Source organism: Roseibium sp. (assembly GCF_051016195.1).
Lineage (GTDB): Bacteria > Pseudomonadota > Alphaproteobacteria > Rhizobiales > Stappiaceae > Roseibium.
This window is the reverse complement of record NZ_CP134616.1, coordinates 4,550,717-4,570,416: the sequence shown is the minus strand read 5'-3', so window position 1 is coordinate 4,570,416 and position 19,700 is coordinate 4,550,717. Positions and strand designations below refer to the sequence as shown.

Genomic DNA, 19,700 nt, shown 5'->3' with positions numbered 1-19,700 from the left:
GGCCGCAGAACTGCAACCGAATCCCCGTTCGTAAGGATCACCGCACAGGTTCAGTCCGTCAATGCCGCCGTCAGCTTGTTGAGCGCAGCTTCCGGGGTCATCATTTCCTTTTCCCCAGTTGAGCGCTCCTTCACTTCCAGAAGCCCGTCTTTCAGCCCCCTGGGTCCGGCGACGACCTGGTAGGGCAGACCGATCAGATCCATCGTGGCGAATTTCGCTCCGGCGCGCGTATCAGTGTCGTCGTACAGAACCTCAAGGCCTGCAGCTTCGAGTTTTGCATAGAGGTCTTCAGACACACTGTCCGTCAATGTGTCACCCGGCTTCAGATTCACCAGTCCGACATGGAAAGGTGCCACGGACTTCGGCCAGATGATTCCGTTCTCGTCATGATTTGCTTCAATCAGGGCACCAAGAAGGCGGGAGACCCCGACGCCGTAGGACCCCATGTGAACGGGAACTTCCGTGCCTTCGGCGGTCGCGACCTTCGCGCCCATGGCATCGGAGTATTTGGTGCCAAAATAGAAGATATGGCCGACCTCGATGCCGCGCGCGGAAACACGATCGGTCTCGGCAAGTTTGTCGAATGCAGCCGCATCGTGCATTTCGTCCGTTGCTGCGTAGGGCGTCGTCCATTGTGTGACGATCGGTGTGAGATCCGAAAGGAAGTCGGTTCCCTCTTCCGGGATCGGCAACTCGAGCAGCGACTTGTCGCAGAAGACTTCGCTTTCTCCGGTGTCGGCGAGAATGATGAATTCGTGGCTCATGTCGCCGCCGATCGGGCCCGTCTCGGCCTTCATCGGGATCGCCTTCAATCCCATGCGGTCAAATGTGCGCAGATAGGCGACAAACATGCGGTTATAAGCATGCCGCGCCGCTTCCTTGTCGAGATCGAAGGAATAGGCGTCCTTCATCAGAAACTCGCGTCCGCGCATGATCCCGAAACGCGGGCGCACCTCGTCCCGGAATTTCCACTGGATATGATAGAGATTGAGCGGCAGATCCTTGTAGGAACGCACATACCCCCGGAAGATGTCCGTGATCATCTCCTCGTTGGTCGGTCCGAACAGCATGTCGCGCTCGTGCCTGTCGGTGATGCGCAGCATTTCCCTGCCATAAGCATCGTAGCGGCCGCTCTCCCGCCACAGGTCGGCAGACTGTATCGTCGGCATCAGAAGCTGAATGGCACCGGCGCGCGCCTGCTCTTCTTCGACGATGCGCTCGATCTTGCGCAGGACTTTGAAACCGAGCGGCAGCCAGGAATAGATACCGGCGGATTGCTGCCGGATCATGCCGGCGCGCAGCATCAGGCGGTGCGAGACAATTTCTGCCTCTTTGGGGGTCTCTTTCAGGATCGGCAGAAAGTATCTGGACAGACGCATTTATGTTCTCTCGAATTGGCGAGTAGCTCGAATTATGCGCAGTCAAACCGCATGCCGCGCCTAAAAACAAGTCCCTTGGCTGAACCACACCCGCTTTTGCAATCTTTGCTTTATTGAACGGACAAAAACGTGGCATTTCCGTTTGTTTGCCAGCAAAATTGACCGGCCTTTTCAGGCAACTGGTGAACCAATTACCATGCAGACGAATTAGGCAAGCAAAAAAAATAGGCTCTTTGCGACAAACAGGTGACAAGCGTGAATTGTTCCGCTAGGTTCCATTTCAATAACAAAAAGATGCTTCAGCAGAAATGCTAGGATGCTCAAGGACATCGCGGTCTGAGTCTTGGGAGGAAGGACCTTCTGGCGCATCGCAAGATCCGCAGCCGCCCGGCCAGGTTGTCAAACAATCGGCCAGGGTACGGGGGTCAGTTTAGACGCGGAACTCATCAAAGGCAGAGCTCGCTCTGCCTTTTTCTTTTGTGAATCTACAACCGGAAACCTTTCAAACCAGCCGGGACATTGGCGTTACCGCATTCGACCGGCGGCACATTTCCGGATTCATTGCTCAAACGGCTCAGCTTTGCGAAGGCGGCCTGAAAAACGGAATGTCATCCAGCCCGAATCCGGACTGGCGCAAGGCCAGGTAGGCACCGAACACCACCGCCGCAATCAAGGTTGTCAGGATGATGACTTTCAAGAACTGCGGTTTGTGCGGCGCGCTCGGTTCACTTCCGGGAACGACCTCCCCGGCTTCCTCCTGCGTCCGGTGCAGTCCGAACGGCAGGATTGCGAACAGAATGATCCACCAGATCATGAAAAAGATGGCAAGGCCAAACGCGACCGACATTGATCAGGCCTCTTCCAGCTCGGTCAACGTCCCGAGAAAATCCTTCGGGTGCAGGAAAAGGACAGGCTTGCCATGAGCACCGATCTTTGGCTCTCCGTCGCCAAGCACCCGTGCGCCGTCAGAAACAAGCTTGTCGCGGGCGGCAATGATGTCGTCCACCTCGTAACACACGTGGTGAATGCCGCCTGACGGGTTCTTTTCCAGGAACTTGGCGATCGGGGAATTGCCGCCGAGCGGCTCAAGCAATTCGATCTTGGTGTTCGGAAGATTGATGAACACGGTGCTTACACCGTGATCAGGCTGCTCTTCCTTTGCCGAAACTTCGGCGCCAAGCGTGTCGCGGTACACGGCGGTCGCCGCCTCGATATCCGAGACCGCTATGGCAACATGGTTCAATCGTCCGATCATTTCAGCTCCTTCGCGCAGGCACCGCCCTTGGGCCGCAGGCTTGATTATAGTTGGGTCACCATAACCTTGCAGAGCGTCTTTTTGCCCCACACGTCGAGTATCTCCGCGCGTGTTGCCCGCCGCGCTGCTTCGCCGACAAGGTCTTTGTCCTTGCGCCGCGCCTTTGGAATGCTTGTTACGGCACCGATCACGGCCTTGATGACAATGTCTTCCATCGGTTCTCCGTCGTCGTCCGTGTCCGGCAAGCCCATCAGCGCAACGTCCGGATCGCTCAACAGATCTCCGGCTCGATTGACCACGAGTGCCACAATGGCCGCACCGGCGAACGAAAGCTTGCGCCGTTCCTTCACACCGGTCACCTCTGGATCGTCGAGAACGCTCCCGTCCTTGACCAGTATCCCCGACGGGGCTTCGTCGATGACAGCTGCCCTTCCCTCGTTAAGGCGTATGATATCCCCGTTTTTGCCGCGGACCACTTCCGGAACACCCAGCTCCCTTGCAAACGCGGCATGCGCGGCAAGATGCAACGGTTCGCCATGAACGGGAAGCACGACTTTCGGGTTGAGCACTTTGTATAACTGTTCCAGTTCGCCCCGGCGCGGATGGCCGGAAACATGCACGAGCGCATCCTTGTCCGTGACAATGCTGATGTCGTTGTCAGCAAGATTGTTGAGCACCTCGGCGACCGCCTTTTCGTTCCCGGGAATGGTGCGGGAAGAGAATATGACGGTATCGTCGCGCGACAGCGCGACGTTGCGATGGTCCCCCGCCGCGATGCGGGCAAGCGCGGCCCGGCTTTCGCCTTGCGACCCGGTGCACAGAAGAACCGTCTTGTTGCGGGGCAGATACCCAAATGCCTCTTCGTCGTGGAATTGCGGCAGGCCGTCCATGTAGCCGAGCTCGCTTGCCACAGCAATCACCCGGTGCATCGAACGCCCGACGATCACGACATCACGGCCATTGGCTGCTGCCGCCTCGGCAACGGCGCGGATCCGCGCGACGTTGGATGCGAAGGTGGTTACGGCCACGCGCTGTTTGGCCCCGGCAATCACCTTCTTGAGTTCAGCGGCAACATCCCGTTCGCTGGGGCTGATACCGTCACGAACCGCGTTGGTGCTGTCGCAGACAAGCGCCATAACGCCTTCACGCCCGATTTCCGCAAGGCGGTCAAGATCGATCGGCAAGCCGACACCCGGCGTCGGATCGATCTTCCAGTCGCCCGTGTGCAGGACCAGACCAGCCGGTGTCCGGATCGCAAGGGCACAGGGTTCGGGGATCGAGTGCGCCATCGCCACGAATTCGACATCGAACGGACCGATCTTGTGCCGCTCACCCTGGTTCACGATTGTGACGGGCACCTCTTCCGCACCCGGTTCGCTCTCCGCCTTGGCGGCCAGGAGACCGGCGGTAAACGCGGTCGCATAGACCGGCACCTTTAAAAAAGGCCACAGGTGCAAAATGCCGCCGTAGTGATCCTCGTGTGCATGGGTAATGACCATGCCTGCAATGTTGTCGACCTCGTCTTCGAGAAACTTGATATCGGGGAGGATCACATCGATCCCTGGCAGGTCTGGCCCAGCAAAGCTCACCCCGCAATCAACAATAAGCCACGTTCTGTCCTCTTCAGGGCCGTAGCCGTAGAGACCGAGATTCATCCCGATTTCACCAACGCCGCCAAGCGGCAGGAACACGATTTCTTTTTTGTTTTTATTGGCCGAAGCCATGGATTGCTCCTTCAAATCTGTGAGCAGGTGGTTCACCGGAATTCACTCTCCGGGAAAGAAAACATCACCTGCATAGATGGTGCGCACACCGCCGTCTTCCTGCTTGAGGACAAGATGGCCACGCGCATCCAGATCGGCAAAAATGCCGGAAATTTCTTCTCTGGCCGTTTTGACGGAAATCACTTTGCCCAGATGGGCTGCCCGATTGAGCCAGTTCTTTCGGGTTGTTTCAAATCCGCCCTGTTGCCGCCAGCCCTCAAGTTGCGATGAAAGGGAACTGGCGAGCGCCTCGAACATGCGTTCGGCCGAAACGTTAAATCCCAGGCTCCTGAGATCGGTCGCCTGATACATGGTGAGCGGCGGATGGGAGATACAATTGACACCGAAACCGATAACGACCGCCTGACGGCCATCAGCGAGAAGTTCCGCTTCCAGCAGGATGCCAGACAGCTTCGCTCCATCGACCAGCAGGTCATTCGGCCATTTCAGCTGCACCAGATGGAGTGTTCCGGCCGCTTTGTCAACCGATTCGGCAAGGGCGACCGCTGCAACGAGCGGGAGTTCACCGATCCTTTCAACCGGTTTCGGATCGATCAGCAGGAGACTCGCGAAAAGGTTGCCGACAGGAGACGACCAGTCCCGCCCCCTGCGTCCCCGGCCCTCCGTCTGTTCGCCGGCACGGATCCAGAGATTACCGGCATGTCCTGCGCGGGCGCGTTCAAAACAAAGCGCATTTGTCGAACCGACACTGTCGCGCTCTTCAAAAAGAAAGTCCGGCGCACCCGGCGCCGGACGTTCAGAATAATCCCGTGTCATGGGTCCCGTCAGAACAGCGACTGCGCTGCTGCGCTTGCCGCGTTGACCACCTGTCCCGGAGCCAGCCAGAACAGAACGACGAAAACGCTCGACAGACCCAAAACGACCCGCAGTTCCATCGGCATCGCTTCGAAGCCTTCAACAGGCTCATCGAAGAACATCACCTTGACGATCCGGAGGTAATAGTAAGCGCCAACGACGGACATGAGAACGCCAATGATTGCGAGTGGGTAAAGACCCGCCTCGACAGCGGCGACGAAGACGTACCACTTGCCGAAGAATCCGACCAGGGGCGGAATACCCGCCAGCGAAAACATCAGAAGCGCCAGAAGGATCGCCATTGGCAGATTCGTCTGCGACAGCCCGGACAGGTCTTCTATCTCTTCGACCATGCCGTCTTTGCGCCGCATGGACAGGATGCAGGCGAACACGCCGAGGGTCATGCCGAGATAGGCCATCATGTAGAAGATGACGCCTTCGACACCGGTTTGCGTGCCTGCGGAAAGCCCGACAAGGGCGTAGCCCATGTGCCCGATGGAGGAATAGGCCATCAGCCGTTTCAGGTTCCGCTGCCCGATCGCCGCAAAGGCACCAAGCGCCATGGACGCAATCGAGACGAAGACAACGATCTGCTGCCAGTCGCTGGTGACCGGCTGAAAAGCCTCGATCACGATCCGGACCATCATGCCCATCGCCGCGACCTTCGGAGCAGCCGCGAGGAATGCTGTGACCGGTGTCGGAGCACCCTCATATACATCCGGTGTCCACATGTGGAACGGTACGGCAGAAATCTTGAAGGCAAGACCTGCCAGGATAAAGGTGAGACCGATCACGAGACCGATCGAAGCGCCGTCATGTGCCAGCACCTCGGCAATCGCCGCAAAGGAAATCTGGCCCGTGAAGCCGTAGACCAGCGACATGCCGTAAAGCAGCATCCCCGAAGAGAGCGCACCCAGGACGAAGTATTTGAGGCCGGCTTCCGTGGACCGGACGCTGTCCCTGTTGATGGCCGCAACCACGTAAAGCGCAAGGCTCTGCAGTTCCAGGCCCATGTAAAGCGCGATCATGTCGTTTGCCGACAGCATCAGCATCATGCCGAGCGTGGCCAGAACGATGAGGATCGGGTATTCAAAATGATCGAAGGACTGGCTCTTGGCATAGGCCCACGACATGGCAATCGCGAAGAACGACCCTGCCAGCACCAGCAGTTTCAGGAGATAGGCGAAATCGTCGAGCACGAATGAGCCGCCAAACGTTTCGCCGAAGCTCGGTACGAGCATGAGCACCAGAAAGCCGGTTCCGAGCAGGCCCATGGCCCCGCCGAAGACGACGTAGCTGACGCCTTTCCCGCCGAAGGCTCCGATCATCAGAAGCACCATCGCTCCGACGGCAAGGATGATCTCCGGCAAGACCGGCATGAGATCTGGCAATTGGCTCACATCTGACATAGCTCTGTCTCGTCCTCGAAACCTATTGTGCCGCCGCAGCGGCGGCTGCGTGCTGGGTCACCCCGGCCGCTTCAAGCGCCGCAGTGTACTGATTGATGAGATTGTCCACCGACCCTTGCGTCACATCGAGGATCGCCATCGGATAGAAGCCAAAAAAGATCGTCAGGATGATCATCGGGAACAGGATGACCTTTTCCCTGAGGTTCAGGTCCAGCATCGACTTCAGGCTTTCCTTTTCCAGCGCGCCAAAGACGACGCGGCGGTAGAGATAGAGCGCATAGGCCGCGGACAGGATCACGCCCGTGGTGGCAAAGAAGGCAACCCATGTATTGACCTGGAAGGCGCCCATCAGCGTCAGGATCTCACCGACGAAACCGGATGTACCCGGTAGGCCGACATTGGCCATCGTGAAGATGAGGAAGGCGACCGCGTATTTGGGCATCCGGTTGACGAGACCGCCATAAGCGGAAATCTCGCGCGTGTGCATCCGGTCATAGATCACGCCCACGCACAGGAAGAGCGCACCGGAGACGATGCCGTGGGACAGCATCTGGAAGATACCGCCCTGCACGCCCTGCTCCGTCATCGTGAAGATGCCCATGGTGACATAGCCCATGTGCGCGACCGAGGAATAAGCGATCAGCTTCTTGATGTCTTCCTGGGCAAGGGCAACCAGAGACGTGTAGATGATCGCGACCACCGACAGCGTGAACACGAAGGGTGCGAACATGTCGGATGCGATGGGGAACATCGGCAACGAGAACCGCAAGAAACCGTAGCCGCCGAGCTTCAGGAGAATACCCGCCAGAATGACAGAGCCGGCCGTCGGCGCTTCCACGTGCGCGTCCGGCAGCCAGGTGTGCACCGGCCACATCGGCATCTTCACGGCGAAGGAGGCAAAGAAAGCCAGCCAAAGCCAGGTCTGCATCCCGCTCGGGAACGTGTGCGCCAGCAGTTTCTCGATATCGGTCGTGCCCGCGTTCCAGTACATCGCCATGATCGCGATCAGCATCAGGACCGAGCCGAGCAGCGTGTACAAGAAGAACTTGTACGACGCGTAGACTCGGCGCTTTCCGCCCCACACACCGATGATCAGGAACATCGGAATGAGGCCGGCCTCGAAGAAGATGTAGAACACGAAAAGATCAAGCGCACAGAACACGCCGATCATGAGCGTTTCCAGCACAAGGAACGCGATCATGTATTCCTTGACCCGGTTCTGAATGCTCTCCCAGGAGGCAAGAACGCAGAACGGCATCAGGAATGTCGTCAGGATCACGAACAGTACCGAAATTCCGTCGACACCCATCTTGTAGCTGATGTCGCCGCCGAGCCAGTCGCGGTTTTCCACGAACTGGAAACCGGGGTTGGCATAGTCGAAATTGCCCCAGATAAACAGCGACAGCAGGAACGTCACGCCGGTCGTGACGAGCGCCACCATCCGGATATTGCGTTTGCTGCCCTCGTCGTCGCCCGGCACAAGGAGAATGAACAGGACGCCGAGCAGCGGCAGGAAGGTCGTGAGTGACAGTATTGGCCAGTCGATCATTAGTGTGCACCCCCGCCGGTGCCAGTACCGGTGAACATCGACCAGGTGATGAGCGCAGCCACACCGATCAGCATCGCAAATGCGTAGTGATAAAGATATCCGGTCTGCAGCCGGACGACCCAGGACGTGACGTTCTGAACCCGCGCGGAAATGCCGTCTGGGCCAAAGCCGTCAATCACCGTCCCGTCACCCTTCTTCCAGAGCGCGCGGCCGATCCACATGCACGGACGGACAAACAGGAAATCGTACACTTCGTCGAAATACCATTTGTTGAGCAGGAACTTGTAGAGCCCGTGGTGCCGTTCAGCGAGTTTCTTCGGCATATCAGGCGACCGGATGTAGAACTGATACGCGACGAGGAAGCCAATCACCATCATGACAAAGGGTGAAACTTTCACCCATTTCGGGAACTCATCCTCTTTGTGCAGGACGCCCAAAACATCGCTGCTCTCAAATGACGGCAACGCTCCGCCCCAGAAGGCGTTATAAGCCGCTGGATCGTAGTAGAACCATTTGTAGAATACCATGCCCGCCAGAACCGCCCCGATCGACAGAACGAACAGCGGCACGGTCATCACCAGCGGCGACTCATGGACGTGTTTCATCACGTCGACCGGTGCGCGCGGTTTGCCGTGGAACGTCATGAAGGTCAGGCGCCAGGAGTAGAAGGACGTCAGCGCCGCGGCGATGACTGTCATCCAGAAGCCGTAAAGCGCCATTGGGTTTGCGTTCTCAATCATCGAGCCTGCGTAAGCTGCTTCGATAATCGCGTCTTTGGAAACAAACCCGGCAAAACCTATATGGATCAACGGAATGCCGACGCCGGTCAGGGCAAGCGTGCCGATCATCATCGTCCAGTAGGTGATCGGTATGTGTTTCCGGAGCCCACCCATCTTGCGCATGTCCTGTTCGTCGGACACGGCATGGATCACGGAACCCGCACACAAGAACAGGAGCGCCTTGAAGAAGGCGTGCGTGAACAGGTGGAAGATGCCGATCGAATAGGCGCCGACACCAAGTGCAACAAACATGTAGCCGAGCTGTGAACAGGTCGAATACGCGATCACCCGCTTGATGTCGTTCTGAACCAGACCGACGGTTGCCGCGAAGAACGCCGTCGTTGCACCGAAGAAGACAATCACGGTCTGGGCCGTTTGCGACAGCTCCATCAGCGGCGACAGACGCGCCACCATGAAGACACCGGCGGTCACCATGGTTGCCGCGTGGATGAGAGCGGAAACCGGCGTCGGGCCTTCCATAGCGTCCGGCAGCCAGGTGTGCAGCAGGAACTGCGCCGACTTGCCCATCGCGCCCATGAACAGCAACAGGCAGACGATGGTCATCGCGCCTTGCGGATCGAGCTGGTAGCCGAGGAATGTCATGACCGGCTCCTGGCCCTCGATGAAGGACGGAGCGTCATTGAAGATTGTCGTGAATTCGATGCTCTGGAAAAGGTAGAATACACCGAAGATACCGAGCGCAAAGCCGAAGTCGCCCACGCGGTTGACAACGAATGCCTTGATCGCCGCCGCGTTCGCGGACGGTTTCTTGTACCAGAAACCGATCAGCAAATACGACGCCAGACCTACGCCCTCCCAGCCAAAGAACATCTGCAGGAGGTTGTCGGCAGTCACGAGCGACAGCATGGCAAAGGTGAACAGCGACAGGTACGCAAAGAAACGTGGCCGGTGCGGATCGTGATGCATGTAGCCGATGGAATAGACGTGCACCAGTGCGGACACGGTATTGACCACAACCAGCATGACGACGGTCAGCGTGTCGATCCTGAGCGACCAGGACACGTTCAGATCACCGACATTCATCCAGCGGAATAGATCGTAAGTTCCGGCCTGCGCGCCACCGAGCCAGAAACCGAAGAAGGCGATCCAGGAAAGAACCGCCGCAACAATCAGAAGACCGCTTGTGACATACTCACAGGCCTTGTCCCCAATGGCGCGGCCGAAAAGGCCGGCAATCAGGAAGCCGATGAGCGGCAGGAACAGGATTGCGGAATACATCAGGTCCTACCCCTTCATCACGTTGACGTCTTCCACGGCAATGGAGCCGCGGTTTCGGTGAAACACCACCAGGATCGCAAGTCCGATCGCCGCTTCGGCGGCGGCCACGGTCAGAACCAGCATCGTGAAGATCTGCCCCATCAGGTCACCGAGGAACGAGGAGAAGGCGACAAAATTGATGTTGACCGAAAGCAGCAGCAATTCGATCGACATCAGAATGACAATCACGTTCTTTCTGTTCAGAAAGATCCCGAAAATCCCGATTGTGAACAGGATCGCCGCGACCGAAAGATAATGCGACAGACCGATTTCCATGGGCGCCTCGCCGTGCTCCCCTCTATTACCCCAACCGGGAACCGCACGGAGGAGCGTGCCGGTTTCCGGACTATTCTTAAGTGACGCGAAATCCCCGCGTCAGATTCCCTTGCCCGTCTCCACCTTGCGGACTTCGATGGCAGCTTCGCGCGTGCGCCCAACCTGGTCCGGAATGCTTTGACGTTTCACATTTGGCTTGTGGCGAAGCGTCAGGACGATTGCCCCGATCATGGCCACAAGCAGCACCAGGCCCGCCACCTGGAAGAAATAGATGTACTTGGTGTAGAGCACCGAGCCGATCGCCTCGATGTTGGTTGTCTGCGCGAGATCCGGCGTCGGTTCGGCCCCTTGGCCGAGTACACCCGGAGCGATGAACCAGGCCCCCAGCGCCATCAGCAGCTCGACCATAAGAATCAGGCCAACCAGACTTCCGATCGGCAGATACTGCAGGAAACCCTGCCTAAGCTCGACGAAATCGACGTCCAGCATCATGACGACGAACAGGAACAGCACGGCAACAGCGCCCACATAGACAACCACGAGAAGCATGGCGAGGTATTCCGCGCCCAGCAACACGAATAGTCCGGCAGAATTCACGAAGGCCAGGATCAGGAACAACACCGATGTAACCGGGTTGCGGGCAGCAATCACCATTAACCCAGACGCCAGCGTGACGCCGGCAAACAGGTAGAAAAAGAGGGCTTTAAGGATCATATCAAAGACCTGCCTGTCGTGTGGCCTTGTCGGCCGAAGATGCGCGGTCCAACCGGATTGCCGGACCAGCGCAGAAGTATTCGGTTAGCTCCTAACGGTAAGGAGCGTCTATTTCAATGTTGCGCGCAATCTCGCGCTCCCAGCGGTCCCCGTTGGCGAGCAGCTTTTCCTTGTCGTAGTAAAGCTCTTCGCGGGTCTCCGTGGCGAATTCGAAATTCGGTCCCTCGACGATCGCGTCCACCGGACAGGCTTCCTGGCAGAAACCGCAATAGATGCACTTGACCATGTCGATATCGTATCGGGTTGTCCGCCGCGTGCCGTCATTTCGGCGCGGGCCTGCCTCGATCGTGATTGCCTGCGCGGGACAGATCGCCTCGCACAGCTTGCACGCGATACAGCGTTCCTCGCCGTTCGGGTACCGGCGCAGTGCGTGTTCCCCCCGGAAGCGCGGGCTGACTGGCCCCTTCTCGAACGGATAGTTCAAGGTCGGCTTCGGTTTGAAGAAGTAACGCATCGCCAAAAAGAACGCCGATACGAACTCCTGCAGAAACAGCGATTTGACGGTCTGGTTAAGTCCCATCGCGTTTGCCTCTCCTTCATCAACCAGCCAGTTGGCTGGCGGCCCAATAGCCGATAATCGGCAGGCCGATTATCGAAACTCCAAAAATCAGCGCGCCAAGCGGCGCCTTGCATCTGGCTGCGGCGCCACCGTCGCCGCCGGCCTGCCTGTTTTTCATTTCCGTCGCCTGAAGAATTCCCTTCAGGATCTTGTAGTCAATCCAGCCGACATAAAGACCGACCAACGCACCGATCACACCGGCAATCGACACGCTCACGCCGCGCCGGGCGCCCAGCCCGTTGCCATCAGGACAGCGGCAACCACAACGACCATCGCCAGCGACAGCGGCAGGAACACTTTCCAGCCGAGACGCATCAGCTGGTCATAGCGGTAGCGCGGTACCATCGCCTTGACCATCGCGAACATGAAGAACCCGAGAAGACACTTCAAAATGAACCAGACGACGCCCGGAACCCAGGTGAACGGTGCAAAATCAAATGGCGGCAGCCACCCACCCATGAAGAAGATGGTCATCAGGGCGCACATCAGACAGATGGCGACATATTCCCCGAGCATGAACATCATGTATGGCGTCGATCCGTACTCGACCATGAAGCCCGCAACGAGTTCCGATTCCGCTTCCGCGAGGTCGAAAGGCGGCCGGTTCGTCTCGGCAAGCGCCGAAACGAAGAACACCACGAACATCGGGAACAGCGGCAGCCAGTACCAGTTCAGGAAGGACAGCCAGGGCACACCGAGCATGGTTGCGAGGCCGGTCTGTTGCGCCTCGACGATACCGGTGAGGTTCAAGGTGCCGGCGCAGAGCAGAACAGTGACAATCACGAAACCGATCGAGACTTCGTAGGACACCATCTGCGCTGCTGAACGAAGCGCGGACAGGAACGGGTACTTCGAGTTGGACGCCCAGCCACCGATGATCACGCCGTAGACTTCAAGGGACGAGACCGCGAAAACGAACAGAACGCCGACATTGATGTTGGCGATAACCCATCCGTCAGCAACGGGAATGACGGCCCAGGCCGACAGTGCCAGCAGGACCGAAATCAACGGCGCCAGCAGGAACAGGATCTTGTTGGACCCGTCCGGTATCACCGGTTCCTTGAGCACGAATTTCAGGAGATCGGCAAAACTTTGCAGCAAGCCCCAAGGCCCGACCACGTTCGGGCCGCGGCGGATCTGAACGGCTGCCCAGATTTTGCGATCCGCGTACAGAATGTAGGCGACGATCACAAGAAGCACGACCATCAGCAAAATGCTTTGGAAGGCGATCCATAGGAACGGCCATCCATAGGTCGTCATGAAATCAGCCATATCGGTCCCCTGCCCCTATTCAGCTGCTTCTGCGGCGCGCGATTGCGCGAGCGCCGAGCACTCGGCCATCGTCTTGGACGCGCGAGCAATCGGGTTGGTCAAGTAAAAGTCACGGATCACGTTGGCAAATCCGGCGCTGTCCATTTTCGCCGACGCGTTCGCCAGCTTGTCCAGGTCCGCTGCATCGCCTGCCTCGATTGCGTCGATCCCCGTCATGTGAGGATGTGCCTCGAACAGTTTGGCGCGCAGCTCGGAAAGTGAATCGAAGTCGAGCGTCTGGCCGAGGTTCGCGGAGAGCGCCCGCAGGATCGCCCAGTCTTCGCGTGCGTCTCCAGGAGGAAACGCTGCCCGATCAGCCATCTGGACCCGGCCTTCCGTGTTCACATAGATCGCGGACTTTTCGGTATAGGCCGCACCCGGCAGGATCACGTCCGCGCGATGCGCACCCCGATCTCCATGCGTACCCTGGTAAACCACGAACGCGCCATCGGGCACCTCGACTTCGTCAAACCCGAGCAGGAACAGAACGTCAAGCGCGCCGCCTTCCAGCATTGCTCCGGTGTCCTTGCCACCTTCACCCGGCACGAAACCGATATCGAGCGCGCCGACCTGGGAGGCTTCGGTATGCAGGATGTTGAAGCCGTTCCAGCCGTCCTTGATAACCCCGAGGGACTTGGCAGCCGCCAGGATGTTCGCCAGAACCGCCGCACCGTCAGGACGGTTCAGGGCGCCCTGCCCGACGATGAACATCGGCCGCTCGGCCTTTGCCGGAGCGAGGTCGATGAACTGCTTGAGACTGTCCGGCCCCGCGCCGAGATAGGTGACCGGATAGGTCAGGTCCGCATTCTCGCCAATCAGGCCGATCTGGATGTCACCATGTGTCCACCGCTTGCGGATCCGGGCATTCAGAACCGGCGCTTCCTGCCGCGGATTTGTGCCGATCAGCATGATCGCGTCCGCGTCTTCTATTCCCTGAATGGAGGAATTGAAGATGTAACTCGCGCGGCCGTTCTTCGGATGAAGCGGAGATCTCGGGAAGCGGCTGTCGATGTTTTCAACACCGAGCTTGCCCATCAGGCTCTTCAGGGCAAACATGTCCTCCACGCCTGCCAATTGACCGGCGAGTGCGCCAATCTTGTCCGCGGTCGTGCCCTTGACCTTCTCGGAGATGATCTGAAACGCTTCAGGCCAGGACACAGCCTGCAGCTTTCCGTCCTTGCGCGCATAGGGGCGATCGAGGCGCTGTGTCTTCAGACCGTCCCAGATGTAACGCGACTTGTCCGAGATCCACTCTTCGTTGACGTCCTCGTTCAGCCGCGGCATGACGCGCATGACTTCCTTGCCGCGTGAATCGACCCGGATCGCGGAGCCGACCGCATCCATGACGTCGACGCTTTCGGTCTTGGTCAGTTCCCACGGACGCGCGTGAAACTCGTAAGGCTTGTGGGTCAGCGCACCGACGGGGCAAAGATCAGCCACGTTGCCCTGCATTTCGGAAGAGAGCGCGGCTTCCAGGTAGGTCGTGATCTCGGCATTCTCGCCACGCCCGACAAGACCCATGTCGGTCACACCGCACACCTCGGTGGTGAAGCGGACGCAACGCGTGCAATGAATACACCGCGTCATGATCGTCTTGATAAGCGGGCCGATTTCCTTGTTCTCAACCGCACGCTTGTTCTCGTGGAAGCGGGACCCGTCGACACCATAGGCCATGGCCTGGTCCTGCAGGTCACACTCGCCGCCCTGATCGCAGATCGGGCAATCCAGCGGATGGTTGATCAGCAGGAACTCCATGACGCCTTCGCGCGCCTGCTTGACCATCTCCGACTTGGTTTCAACGACGGGAGGTTCACCGTTCGGACCAGGACGCAGATCCTTGACACCCATCGCACAGGATGCGGTCGGTTTCGGCGGTCCGCCCTTCACCTCGACGAGGCACATGCGGCAGTTGCCGGCAATCGACAGCCTGTCGTGATAGCAGAAACGCGGAACTTCAGCGCCCGCCTCTTCGCAGGCCTGCAGCAGCGTGTAGTCCGCCGGAACTTCCACTTCCTTGCCATCAATGATGAGCTTCGTCATCCGTTGCTCTCCAAATCCCGTTCCGCTTACTCAGCCGCCACCATGGTCGAAGAACACTTCGACTTGGCGACATAGTCATCGATGCGCTGCTCGATGACAGGCCGGAAATTCTTGATCAAACCCTGGATCGGCCACGCAGCCGCGTCGCCAAGCGCGCAGATAGTATGGCCTTCGACCTGCTTGGTCACCTTGAAGAGCATGTCGATTTCCTCGTAGGAGGATTCGCCCTTCACCATGCGTTCCATCACGCGCCACATCCAGCCCGTGCCTTCGCGGCACGGCGTGCACTGTCCGCAGCTTTCGTGCTTGTAGAAATAGGACAGCCGCGCAATCGCCTTGATGATGTCCGTCGACTTGTCCATCACGATCACTGCAGCGGTTCCAAGGCCCGAGCCCATGCCCCGCAACGTGTCGAAGTCCATCGGCGCATCCTTGATTTCGTCCGCCGTGCAGCACGGAACAGACGACCCGCCGGGGATCACCGCGAGAAGATTGTCCCAGCCACCGCGAATGCCACCGCAATGTTTGTCGATCATCTCGGAAAACGGAACGCCCAACTCTTCTTCGAAGGTGGCCGGCTGATTGACGTGTCCGGATACGCAGAAAAGCTTGGTTCCGGTGTTGTTCGGACGGCCAAGAGCGGAGAACCACGCTGCACCCCGGCGCAGGATCGTCGGCGCGACTGCAATCGATTCCACATTGTTCACGGTCGTAGGGCAGCCATAAAGCCCAACATTGGCCGGAAAAGGCGGTTTCAGGCGCGGTTGACCCTTCTTGCCTTCAAGGCTTTCCAGAAGCGCGGTTTCTTCGCCGCAGATATACGCCCCGGCGCCGTGATGCACGTAGATGTCGAAGTCGTAGCCGTTCTTGTTGTTCTTGCCGATGAGACCCGCGTCATAGGCCTGGTCGATCGCCGACTGCAGGCGTTCGCGTTCACGGATGAACTCGCCGCGCACATAAATGTAGGCGGCAACGGCATTCATGGCGAAACCTGCCACAAGACACCCTTCAACAAGCGTGTGCGGATCATGGCGCAGAATTTCGCGGTCCTTGCACGTTCCGGGCTCGGATTCGTCCGCATTCACGACCAGATAAGCTGGCCTGCCATCGGATTCCTTGGGCATGAACGACCACTTGAGGCCGGTCGGAAAACCCGCGCCGCCGCGGCCGCGCAGTCCCGAATCTTTCATTTCCTGAATGATCCAGTCGCGTCCCTTGTCGAGAAGCGCCTTGGTGTTGTCCCACTGGCCGCGCTGTTTTGCGCCTTCAAGACCCCAGTCGTGCAGACCGTATATGTTGGTGAAGATCCGATCCTGATCTTTCAGCATCTCTTCCCCCTAATCTTCGCTTTTCGAGGAAGCCACTTCACCGGCTTCCACACGCTTGGAAAATTCAGTGTCTTCGCCGGTGGCAAGCAGCTTTGCCTGCTCGATCCAGCCATCCCGCTCGATGCGGCCCTTGAACTTGAGGCGGCTGTCGACCCAGGCGACCTCGGCCGGTCCCCACTTTGCGACCTGATCGAAGTGGTAGAAGCCCAACTCATGAAGCGTTGCTTCAAGTTTTGGCCCTACACCCTTCAATTTCTTCAAATCATCTGCTTTTCCGTCTCGCGGGGCAGAGAGTGTTTCAGGTGCTTTTTCGTCCACGGATTCGGACGTTGTGTCGTTCGCCGGGGCCTTTGCCTTTTTGGCGGTTGGTTTGGTATCCGCAGCTTTCGGTGCTTCAGGCTCTTTCTTTGCTGGAGCTTTCGCCTTTGGCTCAGCTTTCTTGGCCGGTGCTGGCTCAGCCTTCACCTCGGACTTCGCCGCAAAGGCTGCCCTGACCTTTTCAACAGCATCTTCCGCCGGGGTCGGAACACCGTCATAGTCGTTTCCGCCGGAATTGATCGGCGCACCGGCAAACGCATGGGACGCCTTCTCAGCACCGTCAACAACATGTGCAACCGGGCGCGTGCCCTCGCTCGTGTCTTCAAGCTCGGTGAGGCTCGTCAGACCGCCTTCCGCCATCGCGAAGCGGCGACCATTCTGCGGTCCGGGCGTCACTTCATTGCCTGCAGCGATATCGTCGATCAGCTTCTCGAAACTTTCCGGGGTCAGATCCTCATAGGTGTCCTTGAAGATCTGCACCATCGGCGCGTTGACGCAGGCACCGAGACACTCCACCTCTTCCCAGGAGAACATGCCGTCTTCGGAAATCTCGTGCATGTGCTTGGCGATGCGGGACTTGCACACCTTGATCAGGTCTTCCGATCCGCGCAGCTGGCAAGGGGTTGTTCCGCACACCTGGATGTGCGCCTTCTTCCCGACCGGCTGCAGTTGGAACATGGTGTAGAAGGTTGCGACTTCCAGAACGCGAATATTCGGCATGTCGAGCAGGTCGGCAACACAGCGGATCGCAGGCTCGCTTACCCAGCCGTCATTCTGCTCCTGCGCACGCCACAACAGCGGGATCACCGCCGAGGCCTGACGGCCTGCCGGATACCGGTCGATCAGTTTCTTTGCCCACGAAAGGTTCTTTTCCGTGAACGCGAAGCTGTCTGGTTGTTCCGCGGCAAGTCGGCGAACTGCCATGGTGTCATCCCCGTTCTAAAAATCTGACCGCGACCGGCATCCCGGCCACCAGGGTCGTAATCTGCTGAAGAAGCAGCCGCATCAGCGGTCCACCTCGCCAAAAACGATATCCATCGAGCCCAGTACCGCCGAAACATCGGCCAGCATGTGACCACGGCACAGGAAGTCCATGGCCTGCAGATGGGCGTACCCGGGCGCCTTGATCTTGCACCGGTACGGCTTGTTTGTGCCATCGGATACGAGATAGACGCCAAACTCGCCTTTCGGCGCTTCAACGGCGGCGTAAACCTCGCCGGCAGGCACGTGGTAGCCTTCGGTATAGAGCTTGAAGTGGTGAATGAGTGCTTCCATGGAGCGCTTCATTTCACCACGCTTCGGCGGCACGATCTTGCCGTCGACGGATGAGACAGGACCGGTCTCAACCGTCAGTTTCTCCAGGCACTGTTTCATGATCCGGATCGACTGGCGCATCTCTTCCATACGGATCAGGTAACGGTCGTAGCAATCGCCGTTTTTGCCGATCGGGATATCGAATTCAAGGTCCGAGTAGCACTCATACGGCTGCGATTTGCGCAGATCCCACGCAGCGCCCGATCCACGCACCATGACACCCGAGAAGCCCCAGGCCCAGGCATCGTCCAGATCGACCACGCCGATGTCGACGTTGCGCTGTTTGAAAATCCGGTTGTCGGTCAAAAGCCCTTCGATATCATCGAGCGTCTGCAAAAACGGATCGCAGAAATCCCAGATATCATCGAGAAGGTCTCGCGGCAGATCTTGGTGCACCCCGCCCGGGCGCACGTAAGCGGCGTGCATGCGCGCCCCGCAGGCACGCTCGTAGAACACCATCAGTTCTTCGCGCGGCTCGAAGCCCCACAGCGGCGGCGTAAGCGCGCCAACATCCATTGCCTGCGTCGTGACGTTCAACAGATGCGACAGGATACGTCCGATTTCAGAGTAAAGGACTCGCACAAGCTGTCCGCGCTTCGGCACCTCGATGTCCAGCAGACGCTCCACGGCCATCGCGAATGCGTGCTCCTGGTTCATGGGTGCGACATAGTCGAGCCGGTCGAAGTAAGGCACTGCCTGAAGATAGGTCTTCTGCTCGATGAGCTTTTCCGTACCCCGATGCAGAAGTCCGATATGCGGATCGACGCGCGTCACCACTTCGCCGTCCAGTTCCAGAACAAGGCGCAGAACGCCGTGCGCTGCCGGGTGTTGCGGGCCGAAGTTGATATTGAAGTTTCTGACCTGAGCCTCAGCCATCTGGACCAGCCTTAGTTCGTCGTTGCTTTTTCATCACCGGGAAGCACGTATTCGGTGCCTTCCCAGGGAGAAAGAAAGTCGAATGTACGCATTTCCTGGTTCAGGCGTACCGGCTCGTAAACCACGCGCTTCTTCTCGTCGTCGTACCGGACTTCAACAAAACCGGTGACCGGAAAGTCCTTGCGCAGCGGATGACCATCGAAGCCATAATCCGTCAGGATCCGGCGCAGATCAGGATGTCCCGTGAAGAGAATGCCATACATGTCGTAGGCTTCGCGCTCGAACCACTCGGCGCCGGGGAAAAGCGGGGTCAGCGATGCCACCTGCGTGCTTTCGTCGGTCGCAAGCTTGACGCGAATTCGCTGGTTCTGAACGGGTGACAGAAAGTGATACACAACATCGAACCGCTTTTCGCGTTCAGGATAGTCGACCCCGCAAATGTCGGTAAGGTTCACGAACTTGCATGAACTGTTGTCACGCAGGAACCGCACGACATCGAGAATATCGGTCGCGTTTACCGTCAGCGTGAGCTCGCCGTATTGCAGTTGCCAGGACACGAGCGACTCGCCCAGGCCAAGCTCGATATGCTCAGCGAGTTCCGTTAGCGTCTCGTCCATCGTGTTCAACCTCACTCATCAGGCGTCAGCTGCAAGAGCGTTCAACACCCGCCCACCAA

General features: G+C 58.4%; 18 protein-coding genes. All 18 read right to left on the bottom strand.

What is annotated here, in order from left to right; genetic code table 11:
• Nucleotides 1–50: 50 nt before the first annotated feature.
• The 18 genes from proS to RDA78_RS20825 all read right to left on the bottom strand — a co-directional run bounded on the left by proS (nt 51) and on the right by RDA78_RS20825 (nt 19,641).
• A complete protein-coding gene (proS, locus tag RDA78_RS20910) occupies nt 51–1,379 on the bottom strand; it encodes a proline--tRNA ligase (protein ID WP_434051714.1) in 1,329 nt (442 codons plus the stop codon).
• A gap of 574 nt (nt 1,380–1,953) precedes the next feature.
• Nucleotides 1,954–2,226, bottom strand: coding sequence for a DUF1467 family protein (locus tag RDA78_RS20905; protein WP_434051713.1), 273 nt, complete (start codon nt 2,224–2,226; stop codon nt 1,954–1,956).
• A 3-nt stretch (nt 2,227–2,229) separates the two neighbouring features.
• Nucleotides 2,230–2,634, bottom strand: a complete 405-nt coding sequence (gene mce, locus RDA78_RS20900) for a methylmalonyl-CoA epimerase (RefSeq protein ID WP_434051712.1) — start codon at nt 2,632–2,634, stop codon at nt 2,230–2,232.
• 44 nt (nt 2,635–2,678) lie between these two features.
• The gene (locus RDA78_RS20895; RefSeq protein WP_434051711.1) at nt 2,679–4,358 is read right to left on the bottom strand and encodes a ribonuclease J; all 1,680 of its coding nucleotides are present in this window, start codon (nt 4,356–4,358) and stop codon (nt 2,679–2,681) included.
• Between the two features lie 42 nt (nt 4,359–4,400).
• A complete protein-coding gene (locus RDA78_RS20890; RefSeq protein WP_434051710.1) occupies nt 4,401–5,174 on the bottom strand; it encodes a biotin--[acetyl-CoA-carboxylase] ligase in 774 nt (257 codons plus the stop codon).
• A gap of 8 nt (nt 5,175–5,182) precedes the next feature.
• Nucleotides 5,183–6,622 carry an NADH-quinone oxidoreductase subunit NuoN gene (nuoN, locus tag RDA78_RS20885; protein ID WP_434051709.1) on the bottom strand — a complete coding sequence of 480 codons (1,440 nt, stop codon included), beginning with the start codon at nt 6,620–6,622 and terminating at the stop codon, nt 5,183–5,185.
• Between the two features lie 22 nt (nt 6,623–6,644).
• Complete coding sequence (locus RDA78_RS20880) at nt 6,645–8,171, bottom strand: NADH-quinone oxidoreductase subunit M (RefSeq protein WP_434051708.1); 1,527 nt, start codon at nt 8,169–8,171, stop codon at nt 6,645–6,647.
• Nucleotides 8,171–10,189 (bottom strand): NADH-quinone oxidoreductase subunit L, encoded by a 2,019-nt coding sequence (nuoL, locus tag RDA78_RS20875; RefSeq protein ID WP_434051707.1) that lies wholly within the window; start codon nt 10,187–10,189, stop codon nt 8,171–8,173. The genes RDA78_RS20880 and nuoL overlap by 1 nt, the downstream gene beginning before the upstream one ends.
• 6 nt (nt 10,190–10,195) lie before the next feature.
• On the bottom strand, nt 10,196–10,504 hold the full coding sequence (nuoK, locus tag RDA78_RS20870; RefSeq protein WP_029063407.1) for an NADH-quinone oxidoreductase subunit NuoK: 309 nt from the start codon (nt 10,502–10,504) through the stop codon (nt 10,196–10,198).
• Nucleotides 10,505–10,603: 99 nt separating this feature from the next.
• The gene (locus RDA78_RS20865) at nt 10,604–11,218 is read right to left on the bottom strand and encodes an NADH-quinone oxidoreductase subunit J (RefSeq protein WP_434051706.1); all 615 of its coding nucleotides are present in this window, start codon (nt 11,216–11,218) and stop codon (nt 10,604–10,606) included.
• A gap of 91 nt (nt 11,219–11,309) precedes the next feature.
• Nucleotides 11,310–11,798, bottom strand: coding sequence for an NADH-quinone oxidoreductase subunit NuoI (gene nuoI / locus RDA78_RS20860; protein ID WP_434051705.1), 489 nt, complete (start codon nt 11,796–11,798; stop codon nt 11,310–11,312).
• A 19-nt stretch (nt 11,799–11,817) separates the two neighbouring features.
• Nucleotides 11,818–12,054 (bottom strand): hypothetical protein, encoded by a 237-nt coding sequence (locus RDA78_RS20855; protein WP_434051704.1) that lies wholly within the window; start codon nt 12,052–12,054, stop codon nt 11,818–11,820.
• On the bottom strand, nt 12,051–13,109 hold the full coding sequence (nuoH, locus tag RDA78_RS20850; protein ID WP_319382328.1) for an NADH-quinone oxidoreductase subunit NuoH: 1,059 nt from the start codon (nt 13,107–13,109) through the stop codon (nt 12,051–12,053). The genes RDA78_RS20855 and nuoH overlap by 4 nt, the downstream gene beginning before the upstream one ends.
• 15 nt (nt 13,110–13,124) lie before the next feature.
• A complete protein-coding gene (gene nuoG, locus RDA78_RS20845; RefSeq protein WP_434051703.1) occupies nt 13,125–15,188 on the bottom strand; it encodes an NADH-quinone oxidoreductase subunit NuoG in 2,064 nt (687 codons plus the stop codon).
• Between the two features lie 26 nt (nt 15,189–15,214).
• Entirely contained in the window at nt 15,215–16,516 is a 1,302-nt protein-coding gene (gene nuoF / locus RDA78_RS20840) for an NADH-quinone oxidoreductase subunit NuoF (protein ID WP_434051702.1), read from the bottom strand.
• Nucleotides 16,517–16,525: 9 nt separating this feature from the next.
• Nucleotides 16,526–17,758 (bottom strand): NADH-quinone oxidoreductase subunit E, encoded by a 1,233-nt coding sequence (locus RDA78_RS20835; protein ID WP_434051701.1) that lies wholly within the window; start codon nt 17,756–17,758, stop codon nt 16,526–16,528.
• Between the two features lie 81 nt (nt 17,759–17,839).
• Entirely contained in the window at nt 17,840–19,024 is a 1,185-nt protein-coding gene (locus RDA78_RS20830) for an NADH-quinone oxidoreductase subunit D (protein WP_306143743.1), read from the bottom strand.
• 11 nt (nt 19,025–19,035) lie between these two features.
• Entirely contained in the window at nt 19,036–19,641 is a 606-nt protein-coding gene (locus RDA78_RS20825; protein ID WP_434051700.1) for an NADH-quinone oxidoreductase subunit C, read from the bottom strand.
• Nucleotides 19,642–19,700: the final 59 nt, after the last annotated feature.

Excerpts from the sequence above, each read along its gene's own strand:
- RDA78_RS20890 (WP_434051710.1), bottom strand. The coding sequence starts at position 5,174 with ATGACACGGGATTATTCTGAACGTCCGGCGCCGGGTGCGCCGGACTTT.
- RDA78_RS20880 (WP_434051708.1), bottom strand. The coding sequence starts at position 8,171 with ATGATCGACTGGCCAATACTGTCACTCACGACCTTCCTGCCGCTGCTC.
- RDA78_RS20865 (WP_434051706.1), bottom strand. The coding sequence starts at position 11,218 with ATGATCCTTAAAGCCCTCTTTTTCTACCTGTTTGCCGGCGTCACGCTG.
- RDA78_RS20825 (WP_434051700.1), bottom strand. The coding sequence starts at position 19,641 with ATGGACGAGACGCTAACGGAACTCGCTGAGCATATCGAGCTTGGCCTG.
- nuoI (WP_434051705.1), bottom strand. The coding sequence starts at position 11,798 with ATGGGACTTAACCAGACCGTCAAATCGCTGTTTCTGCAGGAGTTCGTA.
- nuoF (WP_434051702.1), bottom strand. The coding sequence starts at position 16,516 with ATGCTGAAAGATCAGGATCGGATCTTCACCAACATATACGGTCTGCAC.
- RDA78_RS20905 (WP_434051713.1), bottom strand. The coding sequence starts at position 2,226 with ATGTCGGTCGCGTTTGGCCTTGCCATCTTTTTCATGATCTGGTGGATC.
- nuoG (WP_434051703.1), bottom strand. The coding sequence starts at position 15,188 with ATGACGAAGCTCATCATTGATGGCAAGGAAGTGGAAGTTCCGGCGGAC.
- nuoL (WP_434051707.1), bottom strand. The coding sequence starts at position 10,189 with ATGTATTCCGCAATCCTGTTCCTGCCGCTCATCGGCTTCCTGATTGCC.
- nuoH (WP_319382328.1), bottom strand. The coding sequence starts at position 13,109 with ATGGCTGATTTCATGACGACCTATGGATGGCCGTTCCTATGGATCGCC.
- nuoN (WP_434051709.1), bottom strand. The coding sequence starts at position 6,622 with ATGTCAGATGTGAGCCAATTGCCAGATCTCATGCCGGTCTTGCCGGAG.
- RDA78_RS20895 (WP_434051711.1), bottom strand. The coding sequence starts at position 4,358 with ATGGCTTCGGCCAATAAAAACAAAAAAGAAATCGTGTTCCTGCCGCTT.
- mce (WP_434051712.1), bottom strand. The coding sequence starts at position 2,634 with ATGATCGGACGATTGAACCATGTTGCCATAGCGGTCTCGGATATCGAG.
- RDA78_RS20830 (WP_306143743.1), bottom strand. The coding sequence starts at position 19,024 with ATGGCTGAGGCTCAGGTCAGAAACTTCAATATCAACTTCGGCCCGCAA.
- proS (WP_434051714.1), bottom strand. The coding sequence starts at position 1,379 with ATGCGTCTGTCCAGATACTTTCTGCCGATCCTGAAAGAGACCCCCAAA.
- nuoK (WP_029063407.1), bottom strand. The coding sequence starts at position 10,504 with ATGGAAATCGGTCTGTCGCATTATCTTTCGGTCGCGGCGATCCTGTTC.
- RDA78_RS20835 (WP_434051701.1), bottom strand. The coding sequence starts at position 17,758 with ATGGCAGTTCGCCGACTTGCCGCGGAACAACCAGACAGCTTCGCGTTC.